Consider the following 17,260-nt stretch of genomic DNA (forward strand, 5'->3'; position numbering starts at 1 on the left):
GCGGCGATGACCCAGCCCGCAGTGCGCGCGCTCGCGGCGCTTCCGCTGGAAGCGTGGCGCAACGGCCGCGGCAAGACCCGCACGCTCGCCGCGCGCGCGGGCGCGTGGCGCGTGAGCCTCGCCGACGTCGAACACGACGGCCCCTATTCGCGCTTCGCGGGCATGACGCGCCTGTCGCTCGTGCTGAGCGGCGCGGGCGTCGTGCTGCGCGAAGGCGCGCTCGAAGTCTCGCTCGCGCCGAACGAGGCGGTGGCCTACACGGGCGATGCGGAGTGGCACGCGCGTCTCGTCGGCGGCGCGGTCAGCGTGCTGAACGTGATGAGCGCGACCGGACGTTACGCCGTCGCCGCGCGGCTGCTCGACGGCCCCGCGCGCGTGCCTGCCGGCCTCACCGCACTCGTGATCGCGCTCGACGGCGCATGCCGTTGCGGCGCGAGCGGGCAGCTTCGGCCCGGCGATTTCGCCACGTTCACCGAACTCGCCACTGCGCTCAACATCGTCCCCGATACGCCGCAGGCCCGCGTCGTTCTCGTGACGCTCGCGCCCACGCATGAATGAACGAATGCATTTGAGTTTTCCGAGGAAACAAGCATGAAAGTGATTACCGCAGTCAAGCGCGTCGTCGACTACAACGTGAAGGTTCGCGCGAAGGCGGACGGCAGCGGCGTCGATATCGGCAACGTCAAGATGTCGATGAACCCCTTCGACGAGATCGCCACCGAAGCGGCCACGCGCCTCAAGGAAGCGGGCCACGCGAGCGAAGTCGTGGCCGTTTCGTGCGGCGTCGCGCAAAGCCAGGAAACGCTGCGCACGGCGCTCGCCATCGGCGCGGATCGCGGCGTGCTCGTCGAAACCACCGTGGAACTCCAGCCGCTCGCCGTGGCGAAGCTGCTGAAGGCCGTGATCGAGAAAGAGCAGCCGCAACTGGTGATTCTCGGCAAGCAGGCCATCGACGACGACGCGGGCCAGACCGGCCAGTTGCTCGCCGCCCTGCTCGACTGGCCGCAAGCGACGTTCGCGAGCGCCATCGAAATCGGCGACGGCACGGCGACCGTGACGCGCGAAGTCGACGGCGGCCTCGAAGTCGTTTCGCTGCGCCTGCCCGCCATCGTCACGACCGATCTGCGCCTGAACGAGCCGCGCTACGTCACGCTGCCCAACATCATGAAGGCCAAGAAAAAGCCGCTCGACGTGCTGACGCCCGAGCAGCTCGGCGTCGATCCCGCGCCGCGTCTGAAGACGCTCAAGATCGTCGAACCGCCCGTGCGCCAGGCCGGTGTGATCGTGCCGGATGTGGCGGCGCTCGTCGACAAACTGAAAACCGAAGCGAAGGTGATTTGAATGACCACTCTTGTGATCGCCGAACACGGCGAAGGCCAGCTCAAGCCCGCGACGTTGCATACGATCGCGGCCGCACAACAGATCGGTAACGGCGTGCACGTGCTCGTGACGGGTCACGCCGCCAGCGCCGTGGCGCAAGCCGCGAGCCGCGTGGCGGGCGTCGGCCAGGTCGTGCTGATCGACGCGCCGCATCTGGCCGATGCGCTCGCGGAAAACGTCGCCGCGCAGGTGCTCGCGCTCGCGCCCGACTACACGCATGTGCTCTTTCCCGCGACCGCGTTCGGCAAGAACGTCGCGCCGCGCGTGGCCGCGAAGCTCGACGCCTCGCAGATCTCCGACGTGATCGCGATCGACTCGCCGGACACGTTCCAGCGCCCGATCTACGCGGGCAACGCCATCGCCACCGTGCAATCCGCCGACGCCGTGAAGGTCGCGACGATCCGCACGACCGCGTTCGAAGCGGCGGCGAGCGAAGGCGGCAACGCAACGGTCGCCGAAGCGCCCGCGCTGCCCGATAGCGGCCGCTCCTCGTTCGTGCGCCGCGAGATCGCCACGAGCGACCGGCCCGACCTGACCTCGGCGCGCGTCGTGGTGGCAGGCGGACGCGGACTCGGCAGCGCCGAGGACTTCGCACGCCTTGATCCGCTCGCCGAAAAGCTCGGCGCGGCCATCGGTGCGTCGCGCGCGGCCGTCGACTCGGGCTACGCGCCCAACGATCTGCAAGTGGGCCAGACCGGCAAGATCGTCGCGCCGGAACTGTACGTGGCGGTCGGCATTTCGGGCGCGATCCAGCACCTCGCGGGCATGAAGGACTCGAAGGTCATCGTCGCCATCAACAAGGACGCCGATGCGCCGATCTTCGGTGTGGCCGATTACGGCCTCGTCGCCGATCTGTTCGAAGCCGTTCCCGCGCTCGCGCAAGCGCTCTGATATCACGCGGCCCGCGCGCCGCGTTTCTCGTTCTCCGTTTCTCTTTCTCCGTTTCTCTGCCTCACGCAGAAGCAGGATTGCCGTCTTCGCGATGTCATCGCGAAGACGGCTTTTTTATGCGCGATCGCCCGGTGCAATAAAAAAGCGGGCCATGCCCGCTTGTGTTTCGAAACCTGAAGGAAGGCTCGCGTTCAGCGCCCCAGCTTGCGCACCGCTTCGAATCCCGCTGTCACCATGCGCTCGACCACAGGCTCCACCGCGTCCGCCGCTTCGGGCAGGTAAGCGAACGGCGACGTCTCGCTCATATACGTCGACTGACACATTTCGAGCTGCACCGCGTGCACGCCCTGTTGCGGCTCGCCGTACGCACGCGTGTTGTAACCGCCCTTGAAGCGCCCGTTGGCGATCCACGTGAACGGCTGATCGCCGAGCGTCGCGGTGATCGCGTCGAGCACGCTCGCGTCGCAACTGAGCCCGCTGTTCGTGCCGAGGTTCAGGTCCGGCAGCTTGCCGTCGAACAGACGCGGCAGCACGCTCGCGATCGAATGCGCTTCCCACAGCAGCACGGCGCCGAATTCGGCCTTCAAGCGATCGAGTTCCGCGCGCAACTGCGCGTGATACGGGTGCCAGTAATGGTCGAGACGTCGCGCGATCTCGGCGGCGTCCGGGCCGCTGCCGTGACGATAAAGCGGCTCGCCGCGAAACGTTTCGGTCGGGCACAGGCCCGTGGTCGTCTGTCCGGGATAAAGGCTTTCGCCCGAGGGCGGCCGGTTCAGGTCGATCACGTAGCGCGACACGCGCGCGCCCAGCACCGACGCGCCCAGCTTGTGCGCGAATGCGTAGAGACGGTCGAGATGCCAGTCGGTATCGGCGACTTCGCCCGCGACATCGGTCAATTGCGCGCGCACCTCGTCGGGAATCGCGGTGCCGAGGTGCGGAATGGAAACGAGCAGCGGCACCGTGCCGGGCCGGAAATCGAAGATCGGAGCAGTCATGCGGGAGTCGTCGTGGTGACGTTGAGAGAGGCCGCATGCGTGGCGAGCCGGTCCGCGGTCAGCGCGGCCATGCTCGTGCAGCCGAGCAAACGCATGCAGATGTCGAGTTCGTTGCGCAGCAGCGCGAGCACGCCGCGTACGCCGTCGCCGCCGTTGGCCGCGAGTCCGTAGAGCGGCGCGCGGCCGAGCAGCACGCCGCGCGCGCCCAGCGCCACGGCTTTGGCAATGTCGCTGCCGCGCCGGATGCCGCCGTCGACGAGAATGTCCGCGCCGCGCGGCGCAATCGACGCCGTGTGCGCGAGGATATCGAGCGGACTTTGCGCGCCATCGAGTTGCCGCCCGCCGTGATTCGAGAGCACGACGCCATCGGCTTCGTGCGCGAACGCGCGCGCGGCATCCTCAGCGGTCTGGATGCCCTTGATGAAGATCTTGCCGCGCCAGTGGCGGCGCAGCCAGGCGATATCGCGCCAGTCCAGCGACGTATCCATCTGCCTGCCGAGCGCCGCCGCCTGCGCCTCGATGCCGGGGCCGAGTTGCGCGCTGCGCGCCAGATTCACGAGTTGCGGCACGCCGTGAACGCCGACCGTCGCGAGCCAGCGCGGATGCCGGGCGATATCCCAGAGCAGCGTCCGCGTCCAGCGCAGCGGCAAGGTGAAGCCCGTGCGCGCGTAATGATCGCGCTGCCCGGTGACGGGCGTGTCCACCGTGAGCAGCAGCGTCGAAAAGCGCGCGGCCTGCGCGCGCGCCATGATGTCCTCGGCGATACGGCGATCCTGCTGCACATAGAGTTGCAGCCAGAGATCGCCGTCCGACGCCGCGCGCACGTCTTCGAGCAGACTCGTCGACGCCGTCGAGAGCGCGAACGGCAGCCCCGCCGCGTGCGCCGCACGCGCGAGCGTCTCTTCGGCGCCACGGCGGTACAGCCCGTTCAGACCCGTCGGCCCGACCACGGCGGGCCACGCCGCCGGATTGCCCGCGAGCGTCGTTTGCGTACTGATGCGCGAGACGTCGACCAGCACTTGCGGCGCGAACGCGATCGCCTCGTAGGCGGCGCGATTGCGGCGCATCGTGACCGCGTCTTCGGCGCCGCCTTCGAGATACGACCAGGCGAAGTCCGGCAGATAGCGCCGGGCCGACTCGCGATAGTCGGCAACGTTGGAATGCACCATCGTCGCGATCAGTGCGCAGCGGAAGCCGAAGCCACCGGCGCGCGCGCCGGCAGCACACGCCCCGGATTCATCGTGTCGTTCGGATCGAGCAGTTGCTTCATCTGCTGCATCAGCGCGATCTCGTTGGCGTCCTTGTAGAGCGACATTTCGGGCACATGCAGCGAACCGATGCCATGCTCCGCACTGAACGTGCCGCCCATGCCCGCCGCGATGTCGTAAAGCCGATGGCTCAGCGCGAGCTGTGTACCGGCCTTGTCCTCCACGCTCGCCCAGTATTCGTGCGAAAACATGGCGATGTAGTGGAGATTGCCGTCGCCCATATGGCCGACCACGACCTGCGTGGCCGCCGGATAATGCTCGGCGAGCGTCTGGTTGGCGGCGTCCATGAAATCGGGAATGCGGTACGTGGGCACGGCGATGTCGTGCGTGAGGCCCATGCCCTCGCGGCCGTTCGCCTCGGTCACGTGATGGCGGATGTGCCAGAGATCCGCGCGCTGCTGTGCGCTCGCGGCCACCACCGCGTCGACGATCACGCCCGCCTCGAACGACGGCGCGAGCGCGTCCGTCAAGCGCGTGGCGATGGCCTCGTCGTCGCCCGACGATGCCGCGAGTTCGACGAGCACCATCCACTCCGGCGTGGCGTCGAACGGATTGCGCCCCTTCGCGGCGTGACGCAGCGAGATCTCGAATTCGCTGCGCGAGATCAGTTCGAGCCCGACCAGTTCGCCCGGAAAAGCCGCCTGGAGCTTCAACCCTTCCTGCACGGCGGCGTGCACGGTGTCCACGCCGATCATGGCGGTGGCCGTCGCGCGCGGACGCGGATACAGCTTCAGCGACGCCTGCGTGACCACACCGAGCGTGCCCTCCGAGCCGACGAACAGATTCTTCAGGTCGTAGCCGCTGTTGTTCTTGCGCAGCGTGCGAATGCCGTTCCACACGCGCCCGTCGGCGAGCACAACTTCCAGGCCGAGCACGAGATCGCGCGTGTTGCCGAAGCGCAGCACGTTGGTGCCGCCCGCATTCGTCGCGATATTGCCGCCGATCTGGCACGAGCCTTCCGCGCCGAGCGTGAGCGGAAAGATGCGGTCCGCGTCGAGCGCGGCCTGCTGGATATCAGCGAGAATGCAGCCGGCCTCGACGGTCATCGAATTGTTATCGGCATTCACCTCGACGATGCGGTTCATCTTCGCGAGATGCAGCAGGATGCTGTTGCCCGACGCGTCCGGCACCGAGCCGCCGCACACGCTCGTGTTGCCGCCTTGCGGAAACACCTTCACGTCATGCGCGTTGCACCATGCGAGCACCTTCGATACCTGCGCGGTGTCGCGCGGCAGCACCACGCAGGCCGCGCGGCCCGTATGACGCTTGCGCCAGTCGATCAGATGCGGCGCCATGTCGGGAGCGCTGTCCAGGACGCCGGTTGCGCCCACCAGTTCGTGCATCGCCTCGACAATCAGGGTGGAATTCATGATTCGATCAGTTCCTCAAAACGACGGCGTCGCGCGCCGACCAGCGCACGGCCTGCTGCTGTCCCACATTCGCGCGCTCCGATGCACACGCCGAAATGCCCTTCACGAGCAGCGTCGCGCCGTCGGCGAGCGTCAGTTCGAAACGCGTCATGCCGCCCACGAACGACACCTGCGAGATCGTGCCCGTGCAGGTGTTGTCGTCGTCGGCATTCATCGCTTCGACAACGTCGATCTTTTCCGGCCGCACGAGCACCTTCACTTTCGCGCCCAGTGCGTGACCTTCCGTGCTGCGCACCTTGAGCACGCGATTCGCCGACACGCGCACGACACCGTCGGCCTGCACCACGCCTTCGATCAGGTTCGACTCGCCGACGAAGTCCGCGACGAACTCGTTCACAGGCTCGAAGTACAGTTCGTCGGGTGTGCCGAGCTGGGCGATACGCCCGCCGTTCATCAGACACACGCGATCCGAAAGATTCAGCGCCTCTTCCTGATCGTGCGTCACGTAGACGAGCGTGGTGCCGAGATCGCGATGCAGCCGCTTGATCTCACCCTGCAACTGGTCGCGCAGCTTCTTGTCGAGCGCGCCGAGCGGCTCGTCCATCAGGATCACCGAAGGCGAATAGACGATGCAGCGCGCGATGCCCACGCGCTGCTGCTGACCGCCCGACATCTCGCGCGGCTTGCGATGCTCATAACCCGTGAGGCCGACGCGCTCCAGCGCGTTACGCACGCGCTGCTGAATTTCCGACTTCGCGACGCCGCGAATGCGCAGCGGAAACGCCACGTTGTCGAACACATTCAGATGCGGCAGCAACGCGTAGTTCTGGAACACCATGCCGAGACCGCGCTCGCGCGGCGGCACGGTCGACACGTCCTTGCCGTCGAGCACGATGGTGCCTTCGCTCGGCGCGACGGCGCCCGCGATGATGTTGAGGATCGTGCTCTTGCCCGAGCCGCTCGGTCCGAGCAGGCTCAGGAATTCGCCCTTGCGGATCGAAAAATCGGTGCTGTGCAGCGCCACCGCGCTGCCGTATTGCTTGCTCACGCCGCGAAAGACGATCATGTCGTCGGCGCTGCGCTGCGCGGCGGCGGCGCTGCCCGCTGCGTCGCGGCTCGCGTGCTTGCCTGACTGCGCGGCGGTGGCCTGTGGACGGCCGTCGTTATCCAGTAGAACGTGTGACATGTTTTTCTCCAACCTCAATGCGACGACTCGGGCGCAGCCGGCTGAAGCCAAACCGACACGCAACAGAAAATCAGCGAAAGCAGCGTAAGCAACGCGGAAACCGCCGCGATGACGGGCGAAATATCCCATTGAATGCTGCTGTACATCCGCACCGGCAACGTGGTCGTTGACGGGCTCGTGAGAAACCAGGCGATGACGACTTCGTCGAACGACACCAGAAACGCGAACAAGGCACCGGCGAGAATCGACGGACGAAGCTGCGGCAACACGACTTTCACGAACACGGTGCTGCGCTTCGCGCCCATGATCGTGGTCGCGAATTCGAGCGCAGGATCGAGCTTCTTCACACCGGCCATTACCGTCATCATCATGAACGGCGTGACGTAGGCGACGTGGCTCACGACGAGGCCGAGCGTCGAGCCCACCAGATGCAGCCGCGAAAAATACAGATAGAGACCGAGCGACATCACGATCACCGGCACCAGAATCGGGCTCATGAGCAGCAGCATCACGAGGCGCTTGCCGGGAAACTCATGGCGCACGAGCCCATACGCGGCGGGTACGCCCAGCACGACCGCCACCACCATCGTGAGCGTCGCGACCTTCACGCTCTGCAAGATCGGGGCGACCCAGCTGGTCGAGGTGAAGAGATGCACGTAAAGCGACATCGACCACACGCGCGGCGGGAACGTCAGCTCGCCGTCGCCGCCGAACGAAATCGGAATGACGATCAGCGACGGCACCAGAATGAAGGCGTACACCAGAATCGCGACGACGTTGCGCAAGCGCGCATAGCGGCGCGCCAGACCATCGACGACGACACCGCGCCGGACTGCCGGCATACTCGATACAGACGTGCTCATGCCATCACCTTTTTCGAATCGCGCTTCTGGAAGCGTTCCGCACCGAGCGCCGCGAGCGTGACAATGCCGAGCAGAATCACGCCGATGGCCGAGGCCATGTTCCAGTCCATCGTTTCGCGTGTGTAGAAGTCCACGAGGTTGGACATCATCGCGTCCTTGCGGCCGCCCAGCAGCGCCGGAATCACGAAGAAACCCATCGACATCACCGTGGTGCTCAGCGCCGCCGCCGCCACGCCGGGCATGGACAACGGCAGCGTGATGCGAAAGAAGATGCGCGGCGGCTTCGCGCCCATGATCTCCGAGGCGCGATACAGCGACGGGTCGATGGCGAGCAGGCTCGCGAGCACCGGGAACACAATGAACGGAATCAGATAGTTCGTCATGCCGACCATCACGCCGAACCGGTTGAACAGCATCGGCAATTGCACCTGCGTGCTGAACACAAACGACAGCAGTTGATTGACGAGCCCGTCGCGGCCGAGCAGCACCGTGAACGCGTAACTCTTCACCAGAATGCTGGTCCAGAACGGCACCAGCACGAGCACCATATACAGCGCGCGCTTCTTCGGCGTCTGCTTCGCGAGATGCATGGCGATGGGATAACCGAGCAGCAGACTGCACACCGAGGCGCAAATGCTGATCTGGAACGTCGACCACAACGTGCGCAGGAAGAGTGCGCTGCCGAACAGGCGTTCATAGGCCGAAAGCGACAGGCCGTCATTCACCCAGACACTCGTGTAGACCACGTACATCAGCGGTACGAACACCACGAGAAATAAAAATACCGTTGCTGGGCCGACGTACAGCAAGCCCTCTTTTCTGCCTTTCATCACTCCTCCCCACTACTGACATGCGCAACCGCGAACCACACGGCCGCCGCTTGCGCGACGGCCATCTTCAACACTCCATTACGACAGCACCCACTCCTTGAAGCGCAGCGTGAGTTCGTCGTAGTGCTCCGCCCACCAGACGTCGTTGCTGATGAGGTTCATCTTGTTGCCCGGGTCCGAGAGCCACTTGCGCACGTCCGGCTTGACGAGCGGCAGCGCCTTCTTGCTGGCCGGCGTGTTGCCGAGATAGTCCATGAGCGCGGCCTGGCGATCGGGGCGCATGGCGAACTGCACGAACTTCATCGCGTTCGCCTTGTTCGGCGCATTCTTCAGAACAACCAGATATTCGAGGCCCGTGAGCGTCTGCTTGAACGAGAAGTTAATCGGCTTGCCCGCTTCCTGCGCGGCCTTCACGCGCGTCGAATACGTGTAGCTGAAATCGACCTGGCCCGTTTCCACGAGCGAGACGGTTTGCGGCGTCTGGTCGACCCACTTGCCGATAAACGGCTTGATGCGGTCGAGCGCGCGGAATGCACGCGGCACGTCGAGAGGATAGATCTTTTCCGGCGGCACGCCGTCGGCGAGCAAGGCGATTTCGAGCGTCTCGCTCGCACGATTGCGCAGCGTGCGCTGGCCGGGAAATTTCTTCACATCGAAATAATCGGCGAAGGTTTCCGGGTGCTTGCCGGCCGGATACTTGCTGTTGTCCCAGCAGATGCCGCCGGTGAAGCCGTAGAACGGCACGGCGAACTTCGTCATCGGCGCGATCAGGTCGCTCTGGTCGAACAGCGCGGGATCGAGCGGTTCCCAATAGCCGTTCTTCGCACCCGTCATCGCCATCGGGCCGACCGCGTCGAACACGTCCCATTGCACGTTGTTCGTCATCACCTGCGCCTTGACGCGGGCGAGATCGGGCGTATCGACGAGCGTCACGTGAACGCCGAACTCCTTCTCGAACGGCTTCGCCAGCGCCTCTTCCACGCCCTGGTGATAGTTGCCGCCCCAGCTCACGACCGTGAGATTGCTCGCCGCCGCCGCCTTGCGCGAGGTGACGATCATCGGCGCGGCAACGGCGCCCGACAGGAGCGTGGCGCCGGCCGCCTGAAGAAAGCGGCGGCGCGGAAGGATGATATTGTTATCGGATGACATGGGATCCTCTGGTGGGTAGCGATGGTCTCTGTGCGGCTCAAACGCCTGCGGCGGCGGGGGAATACGCGTCCTCGCGCGCGACGAGCGGCGCCATGACGTCGGCCAGACGCTGACGCAGCGCCGCCGAAGCCGGCTTGAGCGGCGGCAGCACGTCGCCGAACGGCAAGCCCTGAAGCGAGAGCGCGGCCTTGATCGGCGCGGGATTCGGCTCGGCGAAAACGGCGTCGATCAGCGGACGCAGCGTCGCGTGCAGCGCGACGGCCTGATCGAGCTGGCCGCTCGACGCGAGCGCCAGCACGCGCGCCCACTGCTTCGGCACGAGGTTCGAGCTGGAGATGATGCCGCCCACCGCGCCCATCGCAACGTGCAGCGGCAGAACGTCTTCCTCGCCGCTCAGGATCGCGATCTTCGAAGCGCAGAGTTCGGCGGCGCGCATCTGCGTAGCGAGATCCGGGTTGCAGGCCTTGATGCCCACCACGCGCGTGAGCGCCGCGAGTTTCGCGACCGTTTCGTAATGGAGCGAGACGCCCGTGCGATACGGGATCTCGTAGAGGATGATGTCGGCGTCGACTTCGTCGGCGAAACGCTGGTAGTAGTCGACGATGCCTTCCTGGGTCGGGCGGAAGTAATACGGCGTGACGACCATCAGCGCTTTGGCACCGGCCGCGACGAAGGCCTTGGCGTTGTCGATGGCGTCGCCGAGTCCCGGCGAGAGAATGCCCGGCACGACCGGCAGCGCGCCCGCCGCGGCTTCGAGGGAGGTCTCGACGACGCGCACGCGCTCCGCGAACGACAGCGCCGTGTACTCGCCCGTGCCGCCGAGCGGCACGACGCCGTCCGCGCCGGCTTCGGCGAGCCGTTTGATCAGCGCGGCGAGCGGCGCGCCGACGAAGCGGCCGTTCTCGTCGAGAGGGGTGGGAACTGCCGTCAAAATGCCTGCATAGGGATGCAACGTGCTCATCGATCCGCTCTTTGATAGTGATCCGGCCTGGGTCGCCGAAAGATGTAAATGACGCTCTGTGGTTTGAACGATAAGGAGGCAAAAAAGCCCGGCACGCACCATCAGTGCCAGTTACCCTCTTTATAAGGCTGCGTTATTCAATCGGGACGCGCGCGGCCCGATACGCTTCGGATCGCCGGCATAACGCGAGCCAATCGTCGAAACGCGCGGCAAAAACAAGGGTTTTCACTACTTCCCGCCCTTTTTTCTGCTGGCTAGCCCGCCATCTACGAATTGTCACCTTACAAAAAGACGAATGCGAACGTTTGTCGCTCGATCGGGTATCGCGCGGCGAAACCATCATGATGGGGAGACGAGCCCATGCAGGGCCGCCGCGCGGATTCACGGCTTCGCTTGACGTCCTGACGCGCTCAGCGAAATTCGCGCAGATGTTCCGGGGACTGGATGTGAATGATTTCCGCTTGCTGGCTCAGCAAGGCTCTATTCGGGAACCGACAAGAACTCAGCGGGAGAGTCCGTTGCGGTAAAGGCGGAGGCGAGCTAGAACAAGCTCGCGGAATGGGCGACAGGTCCATGCAGGACCTGACGAAAGGCAGCCGTCTTGATGCCGACTGATGCGCGCGATCGACGATCGACGATCGACGATCGATGCTCGGTGATCGATGCTCGGCGCCGGCGAACACGTCAGCGGCACCGGGCAGCGCATCGAAATGTTTTAATTCTGCAAGCGAAACGTCGATGCCAGATTAGCGAGCGCCGCCAGTGGGTTCACTGACCGCCCAGTTCACTGCTGCATCGAATATCGCGCTGCCGTCGGCGCTCAGATTTTCGAACGAACGATTGCCCAGAAACAGCGCGACGCGACGTGCCGGCGCAATGAAATCGTAGTCCATCGTCGCGCCCTTCTCGTAAGCGAACACGACCGCATGCGTCGGTTCGCCCGCGACAGTCGCGATGATCGTCGCTCCCGGCCCCGGTTTGCCCCAACCCATTTCGTCGTCTCGCGGATAAACCCAACGCTTTCCGGCAGGCACGCCGCCCGCCAGCGGACTCGGTGCATTCACAACGTTCACGTAGTGTTCTTTCGCGATCTCGCCGAAGTCCTCGCCCTTTTTCTGACCGGTGAAGCGCAACGAATCGAACAGATCCGATTCCCACGTCAAAAGCGGCACCGGCACATCGCGAAACGGCGTCCCGACCATATCGCGCGCACTCACCACCGACGAGATGATGACGAGGTCTTCACCCTTCGCCGCCGAAACCGGCGCATCTTCGTCGACCAGTTTGACGACCATCCCGCGTTGTTCCAGATGTGCGACGACCTTGTCGTCCTCTTCGCGATCGCGATGTTTGAGCCGGGTGACGTACAGCACATGCTTGCTGGCCGTGACCGCGTCGCTGCTCGCATCCTGCACGCGTGGCGTAGCCGCGCGGGCGGTGCTCGCCCCGCCCAATGCGATGGATGCGGCCAGCAAGGACGCCATGCACAGCAGTGCGCGACGCGGCACGCGCGACGGCGCGAGGACCGAACGCAATGACAGATTCATATTCATGGTGGTTTTCCTATCAGAAATCGATTGTCGAGGTCAGCGAAATGGTCCGTTCGAGCCCAATGCCCAATTGGCTCGATCCCGCCGATGCCCAGTAGTGTTTATTGAATGCATTCTCGACATTCAACTGGAACGTGGCGTTGCGTCCAAACAGACTCGTCTCGTAGCGAGCGCCCGCCGAAAACAGCGTATAGCCGGGGATATAGGCCTGATTCGCATCGTTGATCGGCCGCTGACCCACGAAATACGCGCCGCCGTTAATCGAAAAACCATAAAGATGCGGGACGCGATAATTCAGAAATACGCTGCCGGTATAACGCGGCGTATTTTCCGGGCGCTTGCCGAGCGTCGTGGCATCCGTGCTGTCGACGAGCGTCGCATCGAGCCACATGCCGGTCGTGACGATCGAGAGATCGCGCGTGATGTCACCCTGAAACGAAAACTCGATGCCGCGATAGCGGCCGACGCCATTCAGCGCGTAGACGCCGTCTGCATCCGTGCTCGCCGAGGGCTGACGAATCTGGAACGCGGCGATCGACGCCAGCGCGCCGTTGTTGAAGCGATGCCTCAGTCCGACTTCTACTTGTTTGCTCACCGCCGCAGGCAACACCTGATACGCGTTGGTCGCCGTCGCCGGTGCGCTGCCAGCCGACTCCAGACCTTCGATATAGCTCGTATAGACGCTCGTTTGCGGCGTGATCTTGTACACGATGCTCGCCGACGGCGACGTGTGATTCACATCCTGCGTCACGGTTTTCGCTTGCGTCGCGTGATACGACGAATAGCGCACGCCCGCTGTGAAATCGAGGTTCTTCGTCAGTCCGATGCGATCGAAAAGGTAGACGCCCTGGTTACTGATATGTTGCGCGTAAAAGGCCTTCGACGAACCTCGCGTCAAACTCGTGATACTGACCGGGTCATACAGGCTTTGCGTGGCCGTGTAATAGTAAGTCGTGAAATCAGGCTGGAATAGCCAGTTCTCGTTGACGCCGAACGTCACGTCGTGCGTGAAAGGCCCGGTGTCGAAAAGGCCGTTGATTTCCGCGCGCACGTTCTTGTTCTCGTAGAACTGACCGTTCTGCTGGCTGCCCTGCAATTGGCCCGTCCCCGTATCGACGTTGTACTTCTGGAAAATCCAGAGCCAGCGATTGCGTTGCGTGATCGACTGACCAATCGAAACGTTGGCGCTCCAGTTGTCGTTGATTAGATAATCGGCGCGCAGAATCTGTGCGATCGCGGTCGACGTGGTGGGCTTGTCGTTCGGCACCAGCAATTTCGACGCGTCGGGCAGCGAGGGCAGCGTGATCACGCCGTTGACGGCAGTGAGCGGCGTAATACCGGCCTGCTCGACCACGCGCTGATCGATGTGCTCAAGGTCGTACTTGAGCGTCAACCGATTCGTCGGCTTCCAGTCGAGCGCGACGCTCTCGAACATGCGATAACCGCGGTCGCCGTCGATTGGCGTCTCGACGTGCTCGGCCATCGCATTGACGCGAATACCGAACTGCTTGTCCACACCAAAGCGCCGCGCAATATCGACGTGCGCGCCGACCGAACCATGCGAGTCGACCAGCGTCGATACCGACGTCACCGGCGTATCGCCCGCGCGCTTCATCACCATGTTGACGATCCCGGCCGGCACCGCGAAGCCGTAGTACAACGCCGAGGCCCCTTTCAGCACTTCGACGCGCTCCTTATCCTCCATCGGCATCCAGATGTTGTTGTCGATGGGCAGCACGCCGTCGATGTAATAGCTTTGGCGGTTGTCCAGTGCAATGCCACGAATAGAAAGCTGGTCATACGAAATGCCGCTCAGCTGCTGACGTGTGACGCCCGCGACATTGCGCAGCGCGTCGTACAGGCCCGTCGCGGCCTGTGCTTTCAGCACCTCGCTCGTGACGACGCTCACGGTGGCGGGAACGTCGAGCGCGTCGAGTCCGCGATATTGGCCCGTCTGAACCGTTTTCGGCGCGTACGTGCTGGCTGCTGGCTCCTTCGCCGTCTTGATCACAACCGGCGCCAATGTCGCGCCCTCTTCCGGCTCGCTCGCGGCAGCGGGCGACGACGCGGCCACGCCAGGCGTCGCGACAGGTTCGTCCGCGAAAGCGCGGCCATCGGCGAAACCACCGTAAGCGACCACGGTCAGCGCAACGGCGATGGATCGGCGTCGTTTCAAGGCGGAGCGTTGCCGGACCGAGGCGGCACGACGAATTTGGCGAGAAGATCGATTCATGACGGAGAGAAGAGAAAGTAACGCGCAAAGCTGCGCCATCGAATGCCGGGCATTCGAACTGGGCGACACATTGAGAAAATGGATTCGGCCAGGACTGGAGACACGTCCGCCCAGGCAGGCGCGAAGGCGAATATCGGCCGGGCGTGTAGCGGATTAGCCGGAAGCGTGCATGACGGAAAGCACCGCGCGGAGAGCGGCCCGCTTATCGGCCAACTCGCGAATATTCCGGTCGATCTCCACTGCGGAGATGTGACCTGACACAATAGGAATGCTAATCATCATGTCTGCCGACATAGGTACGCATGCGCGACGACATGACCGGGCGTGGTACCCCGTGTTCTGGTCGCGCGCCTCTGCACGAACTGTCATGGAGGCGTGCTCGCTGCTAAAATGAGAATGGTTCGTATTTATACTTTAAAAATTCAGATTTGGCAATTCCTTCGAAAAATCAATGACATGAACTGCGTTTAATGAACTTTATTTAATGTTTGACGGGGGCTTTTCGGGCCTTCCTGCAGGATTTTTGAAGAGCGATCGCTATGCCAACAGTACTCGTCGTCGAAGACGACGCAAAAACACTTCGCGAAATCAAGGTCGCGCTGGAGGACCACGGCTACATGGTCGAAACCGCAGCCACAGGCGCGGAAGGCATCGCGCAGGCGACTTCGCGCCCGCTCGATGCGATCATTCTCGACCGCATGCTGCCCGGCGGTATGGAAGGCCTCGACGTGCTGAGCGCGCTTCGCGAGGCGGCGACGACGACGCCCGTGTTGATCCTCAGCGCATTGTCGACGGTCGACGAGCGCGTGAAGGGATTGCGCGCGGGCGGCGACGACTATCTCGTGAAGCCATTTGAATACATCGAATTGACAGCGCGGCTCGATTCCCTGGTTCGCCGCTCGCAGACCTCCGCGCACGAGACGGCGTATCGCATCGGCGAGCTGAACGTCGATCTCGTCAACCGCACCGTGGTCTATGCAGGCAAAGAGGTCGAACTGTTGCCGCGCGAGTACCGGATTCTGGAATATATGATCCGTCGCGAAGGACAAGTGGTCAGCCGCACGATGCTGTTTGAAGCGGTCTGGAATTACCGCGTCGGCGAGCGCACCAATGTGATCGACGTGCATATCAGTCGCCTGAGAAGAAAGCTCGACCCGACGGGATCGGTGCCCATCATTCATACCGTTCGTGGGTCCGGCTATGTGCTTCGTTCGCCTGATTGATCTTCGACGGACCACGAGCTTTCGGCTTTCGGTGTTATTCCTCGGCATTTTCGGCGGCATTTCGGTGCCGCTGTTTGCCTATCTGTATTTTTCGATCTCCGGTTTCGAAACACAGCGTGTGGATGACTGGTTAGGTCGCGAATACGTCGCCATGCAGCGCAGTTCACCGCAACGGCTGTCCGCGCTCTTCGACGTGCTTCGTCAAAGCGATCCCGACCAGCAACGGCCAAACGGCCTGTTCGGAAACGGCGGCCACTATATTGCCGGCTCTCTGACAACATTGCCGCGCGATATTCCTTATGTGGGAAAGCCATTCGCCATCCGCTTGCACGACGGGCCGATCAATCAGACTGCGCGCTGTATTGCCGCAAAACTGCCGGGCGATCAAATCGCCCTGCGATGCCAAAACACACTCGAACTCGACAGCTTTAACATCGGCCTCGTCAAGGTGCTGCTCATTGGCGCGCTTTTCGCCCTCGCGATTGGCTTGATCGGAGCCGCCGCGATCGGACTGGGTTCGCTTCGGCGTCTGGATGCGGTCACGGCGACAATCAGGCAAATCGTGGGAGGCGATCTCTCGCAACGTCTGCCGACGCATCGGCGGCACGACGATCTGGAGAGTCTGGTACGCGTGGTCAACGGCATGCTCGACGAAATCGAGCGCTTGATGAATGAGGTAAAAGGCGTTTGCGATGCCATTGCACACGATCTGCGCACGCCGCTGACGTCGATGATCGCCGGACTCGAACGGGTGCAGCGGCGTGGCCAGACAATTGACGATTATCGTCAGGCGCTCGACGATACGCTCGTCGAAGCGACCGGCATGCGTCACACGTTCAACGCCCTGCTTCGAATTTCGGAAGTCGAAAGCGGTGTGCGCCGCCAGTCGTTCGTGCCGGTCGATCTCGCCGGTATCGTAAAGGATGTGTACGAATACTACGAAGCATCGGCTGAAGAAAAAGCACTGATTTACCGATGCGAAATTGAAGGCGGTGGTGAATTCGCTTTGGAAGGAGATCCGAACCTGTTGTTTGAAGCGCTGGCGAATCTGATTGAGAATGCGATCAAATTTTCGCCGATCGGTGGGACGGTTACGGTCAGTCTCATCCGTCTTCAAGGTCGCGTTCATTTATCCGTTCATGACAATGGTCCAGGCATTCCTGAAGCCGAGCATCAAGCGGTGTTGCGACGATTTTATCGGGGTGAGGCTAGCCGCCATACTCCCGGAAACGGTCTTGGTCTGAGTCTCGCGAACGCAGTCGCCGCGATGCACGGCATGAGCCTGGCGTTCGATCGCATCGAAGCAGGCTGCCGCGTTATGCTGGTTCAAGCAGACGGCATCGTCGATTAACCGTGACGGC

General features: G+C 63.3%; 15 protein-coding genes. 5 read left to right on the forward strand and 10 right to left on the reverse strand.

Going from position 1 to position 17,260, the window contains the following annotated elements; translation table 11 throughout:
* Positions 1-6 precede the first annotated feature (6 nt).
* From LDO54_RS18695 to LDO54_RS18705, 3 genes are read left to right on the forward strand one after another with little or no spacing between them, the layout of a single operon-like run.
* Positions 7-558 (forward strand): HutD/Ves family protein, encoded by a 552-nt coding sequence (locus tag LDO54_RS18695; protein WP_224012164.1) that lies wholly within the window; start codon positions 7-9, stop codon positions 556-558.
* A gap of 33 nt (positions 559-591) precedes the next feature.
* Positions 592-1,341 (forward strand): electron transfer flavoprotein subunit beta/FixA family protein, encoded by a 750-nt coding sequence (locus LDO54_RS18700; RefSeq protein WP_224012165.1) that lies wholly within the window; start codon positions 592-594, stop codon positions 1,339-1,341.
* Positions 1,342-2,271 carry an electron transfer flavoprotein subunit alpha/FixB family protein gene (locus LDO54_RS18705; RefSeq protein WP_224012166.1) on the forward strand — a complete coding sequence of 310 codons (930 nt, stop codon included), beginning with the start codon at positions 1,342-1,344 and terminating at the stop codon, positions 2,269-2,271. It begins immediately after the preceding gene.
* Between the two features lie 191 nt (positions 2,272-2,462).
* Here LDO54_RS18705 and hutG read toward each other — a convergent pair whose 3' ends face one another.
* The 10 genes from hutG to LDO54_RS18755 form a co-directional block, all read right to left on the reverse strand.
* On the reverse strand, positions 2,463-3,266 hold the full coding sequence (gene hutG / locus LDO54_RS18710; RefSeq protein WP_224012167.1) for an N-formylglutamate deformylase: 804 nt from the start codon (positions 3,264-3,266) through the stop codon (positions 2,463-2,465).
* On the reverse strand, positions 3,263-4,435 hold the full coding sequence (locus tag LDO54_RS18715) for an alpha-hydroxy acid oxidase (RefSeq protein ID WP_224012168.1): 1,173 nt from the start codon (positions 4,433-4,435) through the stop codon (positions 3,263-3,265). Before LDO54_RS18715 ends, hutG begins: the two co-directional genes overlap by 4 nt.
* Before the next feature lie 8 nt (positions 4,436-4,443).
* Positions 4,444-5,904: an FAD-binding oxidoreductase gene (locus LDO54_RS18720; protein WP_224012169.1), complete on the reverse strand. Its 1,461-nt coding sequence runs from the start codon at positions 5,902-5,904 to the stop codon at positions 4,444-4,446.
* Between the two features lie 7 nt (positions 5,905-5,911).
* Positions 5,912-6,970, reverse strand: coding sequence for an ABC transporter ATP-binding protein (locus LDO54_RS18725; protein ID WP_436975624.1), 1,059 nt, complete (start codon positions 6,968-6,970; stop codon positions 5,912-5,914).
* A gap of 134 nt (positions 6,971-7,104) precedes the next feature.
* Positions 7,105-7,953, reverse strand: coding sequence for an ABC transporter permease (locus tag LDO54_RS18730; RefSeq protein ID WP_224012171.1), 849 nt, complete (start codon positions 7,951-7,953; stop codon positions 7,105-7,107).
* Positions 7,950-8,783, reverse strand: a complete 834-nt coding sequence (locus LDO54_RS18735; protein ID WP_224012172.1) for an ABC transporter permease — start codon at positions 8,781-8,783, stop codon at positions 7,950-7,952. Before LDO54_RS18735 ends, LDO54_RS18730 begins: the two co-directional genes overlap by 4 nt.
* A 78-nt stretch (positions 8,784-8,861) precedes the next feature.
* Complete coding sequence (locus tag LDO54_RS18740) at positions 8,862-9,932, reverse strand: ABC transporter substrate-binding protein (RefSeq protein ID WP_224012173.1); 1,071 nt, start codon at positions 9,930-9,932, stop codon at positions 8,862-8,864.
* 37 nt (positions 9,933-9,969) lie between these two features.
* On the reverse strand, positions 9,970-10,893 hold the full coding sequence (gene dapA, locus LDO54_RS18745; protein ID WP_224012174.1) for a 4-hydroxy-tetrahydrodipicolinate synthase: 924 nt from the start codon (positions 10,891-10,893) through the stop codon (positions 9,970-9,972).
* A gap of 746 nt (positions 10,894-11,639) precedes the next feature.
* Positions 11,640-12,446 (reverse strand): hypothetical protein, encoded by an 807-nt coding sequence (locus tag LDO54_RS18750; protein WP_224012175.1) that lies wholly within the window; start codon positions 12,444-12,446, stop codon positions 11,640-11,642.
* Between the two features lie 13 nt (positions 12,447-12,459).
* Positions 12,460-14,619, reverse strand: coding sequence for a TonB-dependent siderophore receptor (locus tag LDO54_RS18755; RefSeq protein WP_224012176.1), 2,160 nt, complete (start codon positions 14,617-14,619; stop codon positions 12,460-12,462).
* Between the two features lie 596 nt (positions 14,620-15,215).
* Between LDO54_RS18755 and LDO54_RS18760 the strand changes: the two genes are divergently transcribed.
* Together LDO54_RS18760 and LDO54_RS18765 are read left to right on the forward strand one after the other, a co-directional pair.
* Entirely contained in the window at positions 15,216-15,899 is a 684-nt protein-coding gene (locus LDO54_RS18760; RefSeq protein ID WP_224012177.1) for a response regulator transcription factor, read from the forward strand.
* Positions 15,900-15,930: 31 nt separating this feature from the next.
* On the forward strand, positions 15,931-17,250 hold the full coding sequence (locus LDO54_RS18765) for a sensor histidine kinase (RefSeq protein WP_224012178.1): 1,320 nt from the start codon (positions 15,931-15,933) through the stop codon (positions 17,248-17,250).
* The last annotated feature ends 10 nt before the right edge of the window (positions 17,251-17,260 follow it).

It is taken from the genome of Paraburkholderia tropica (assembly GCF_914484835.1).
Classification (GTDB): Bacteria; Pseudomonadota; Gammaproteobacteria; order Burkholderiales; family Burkholderiaceae; genus Paraburkholderia; species Paraburkholderia tropica_A.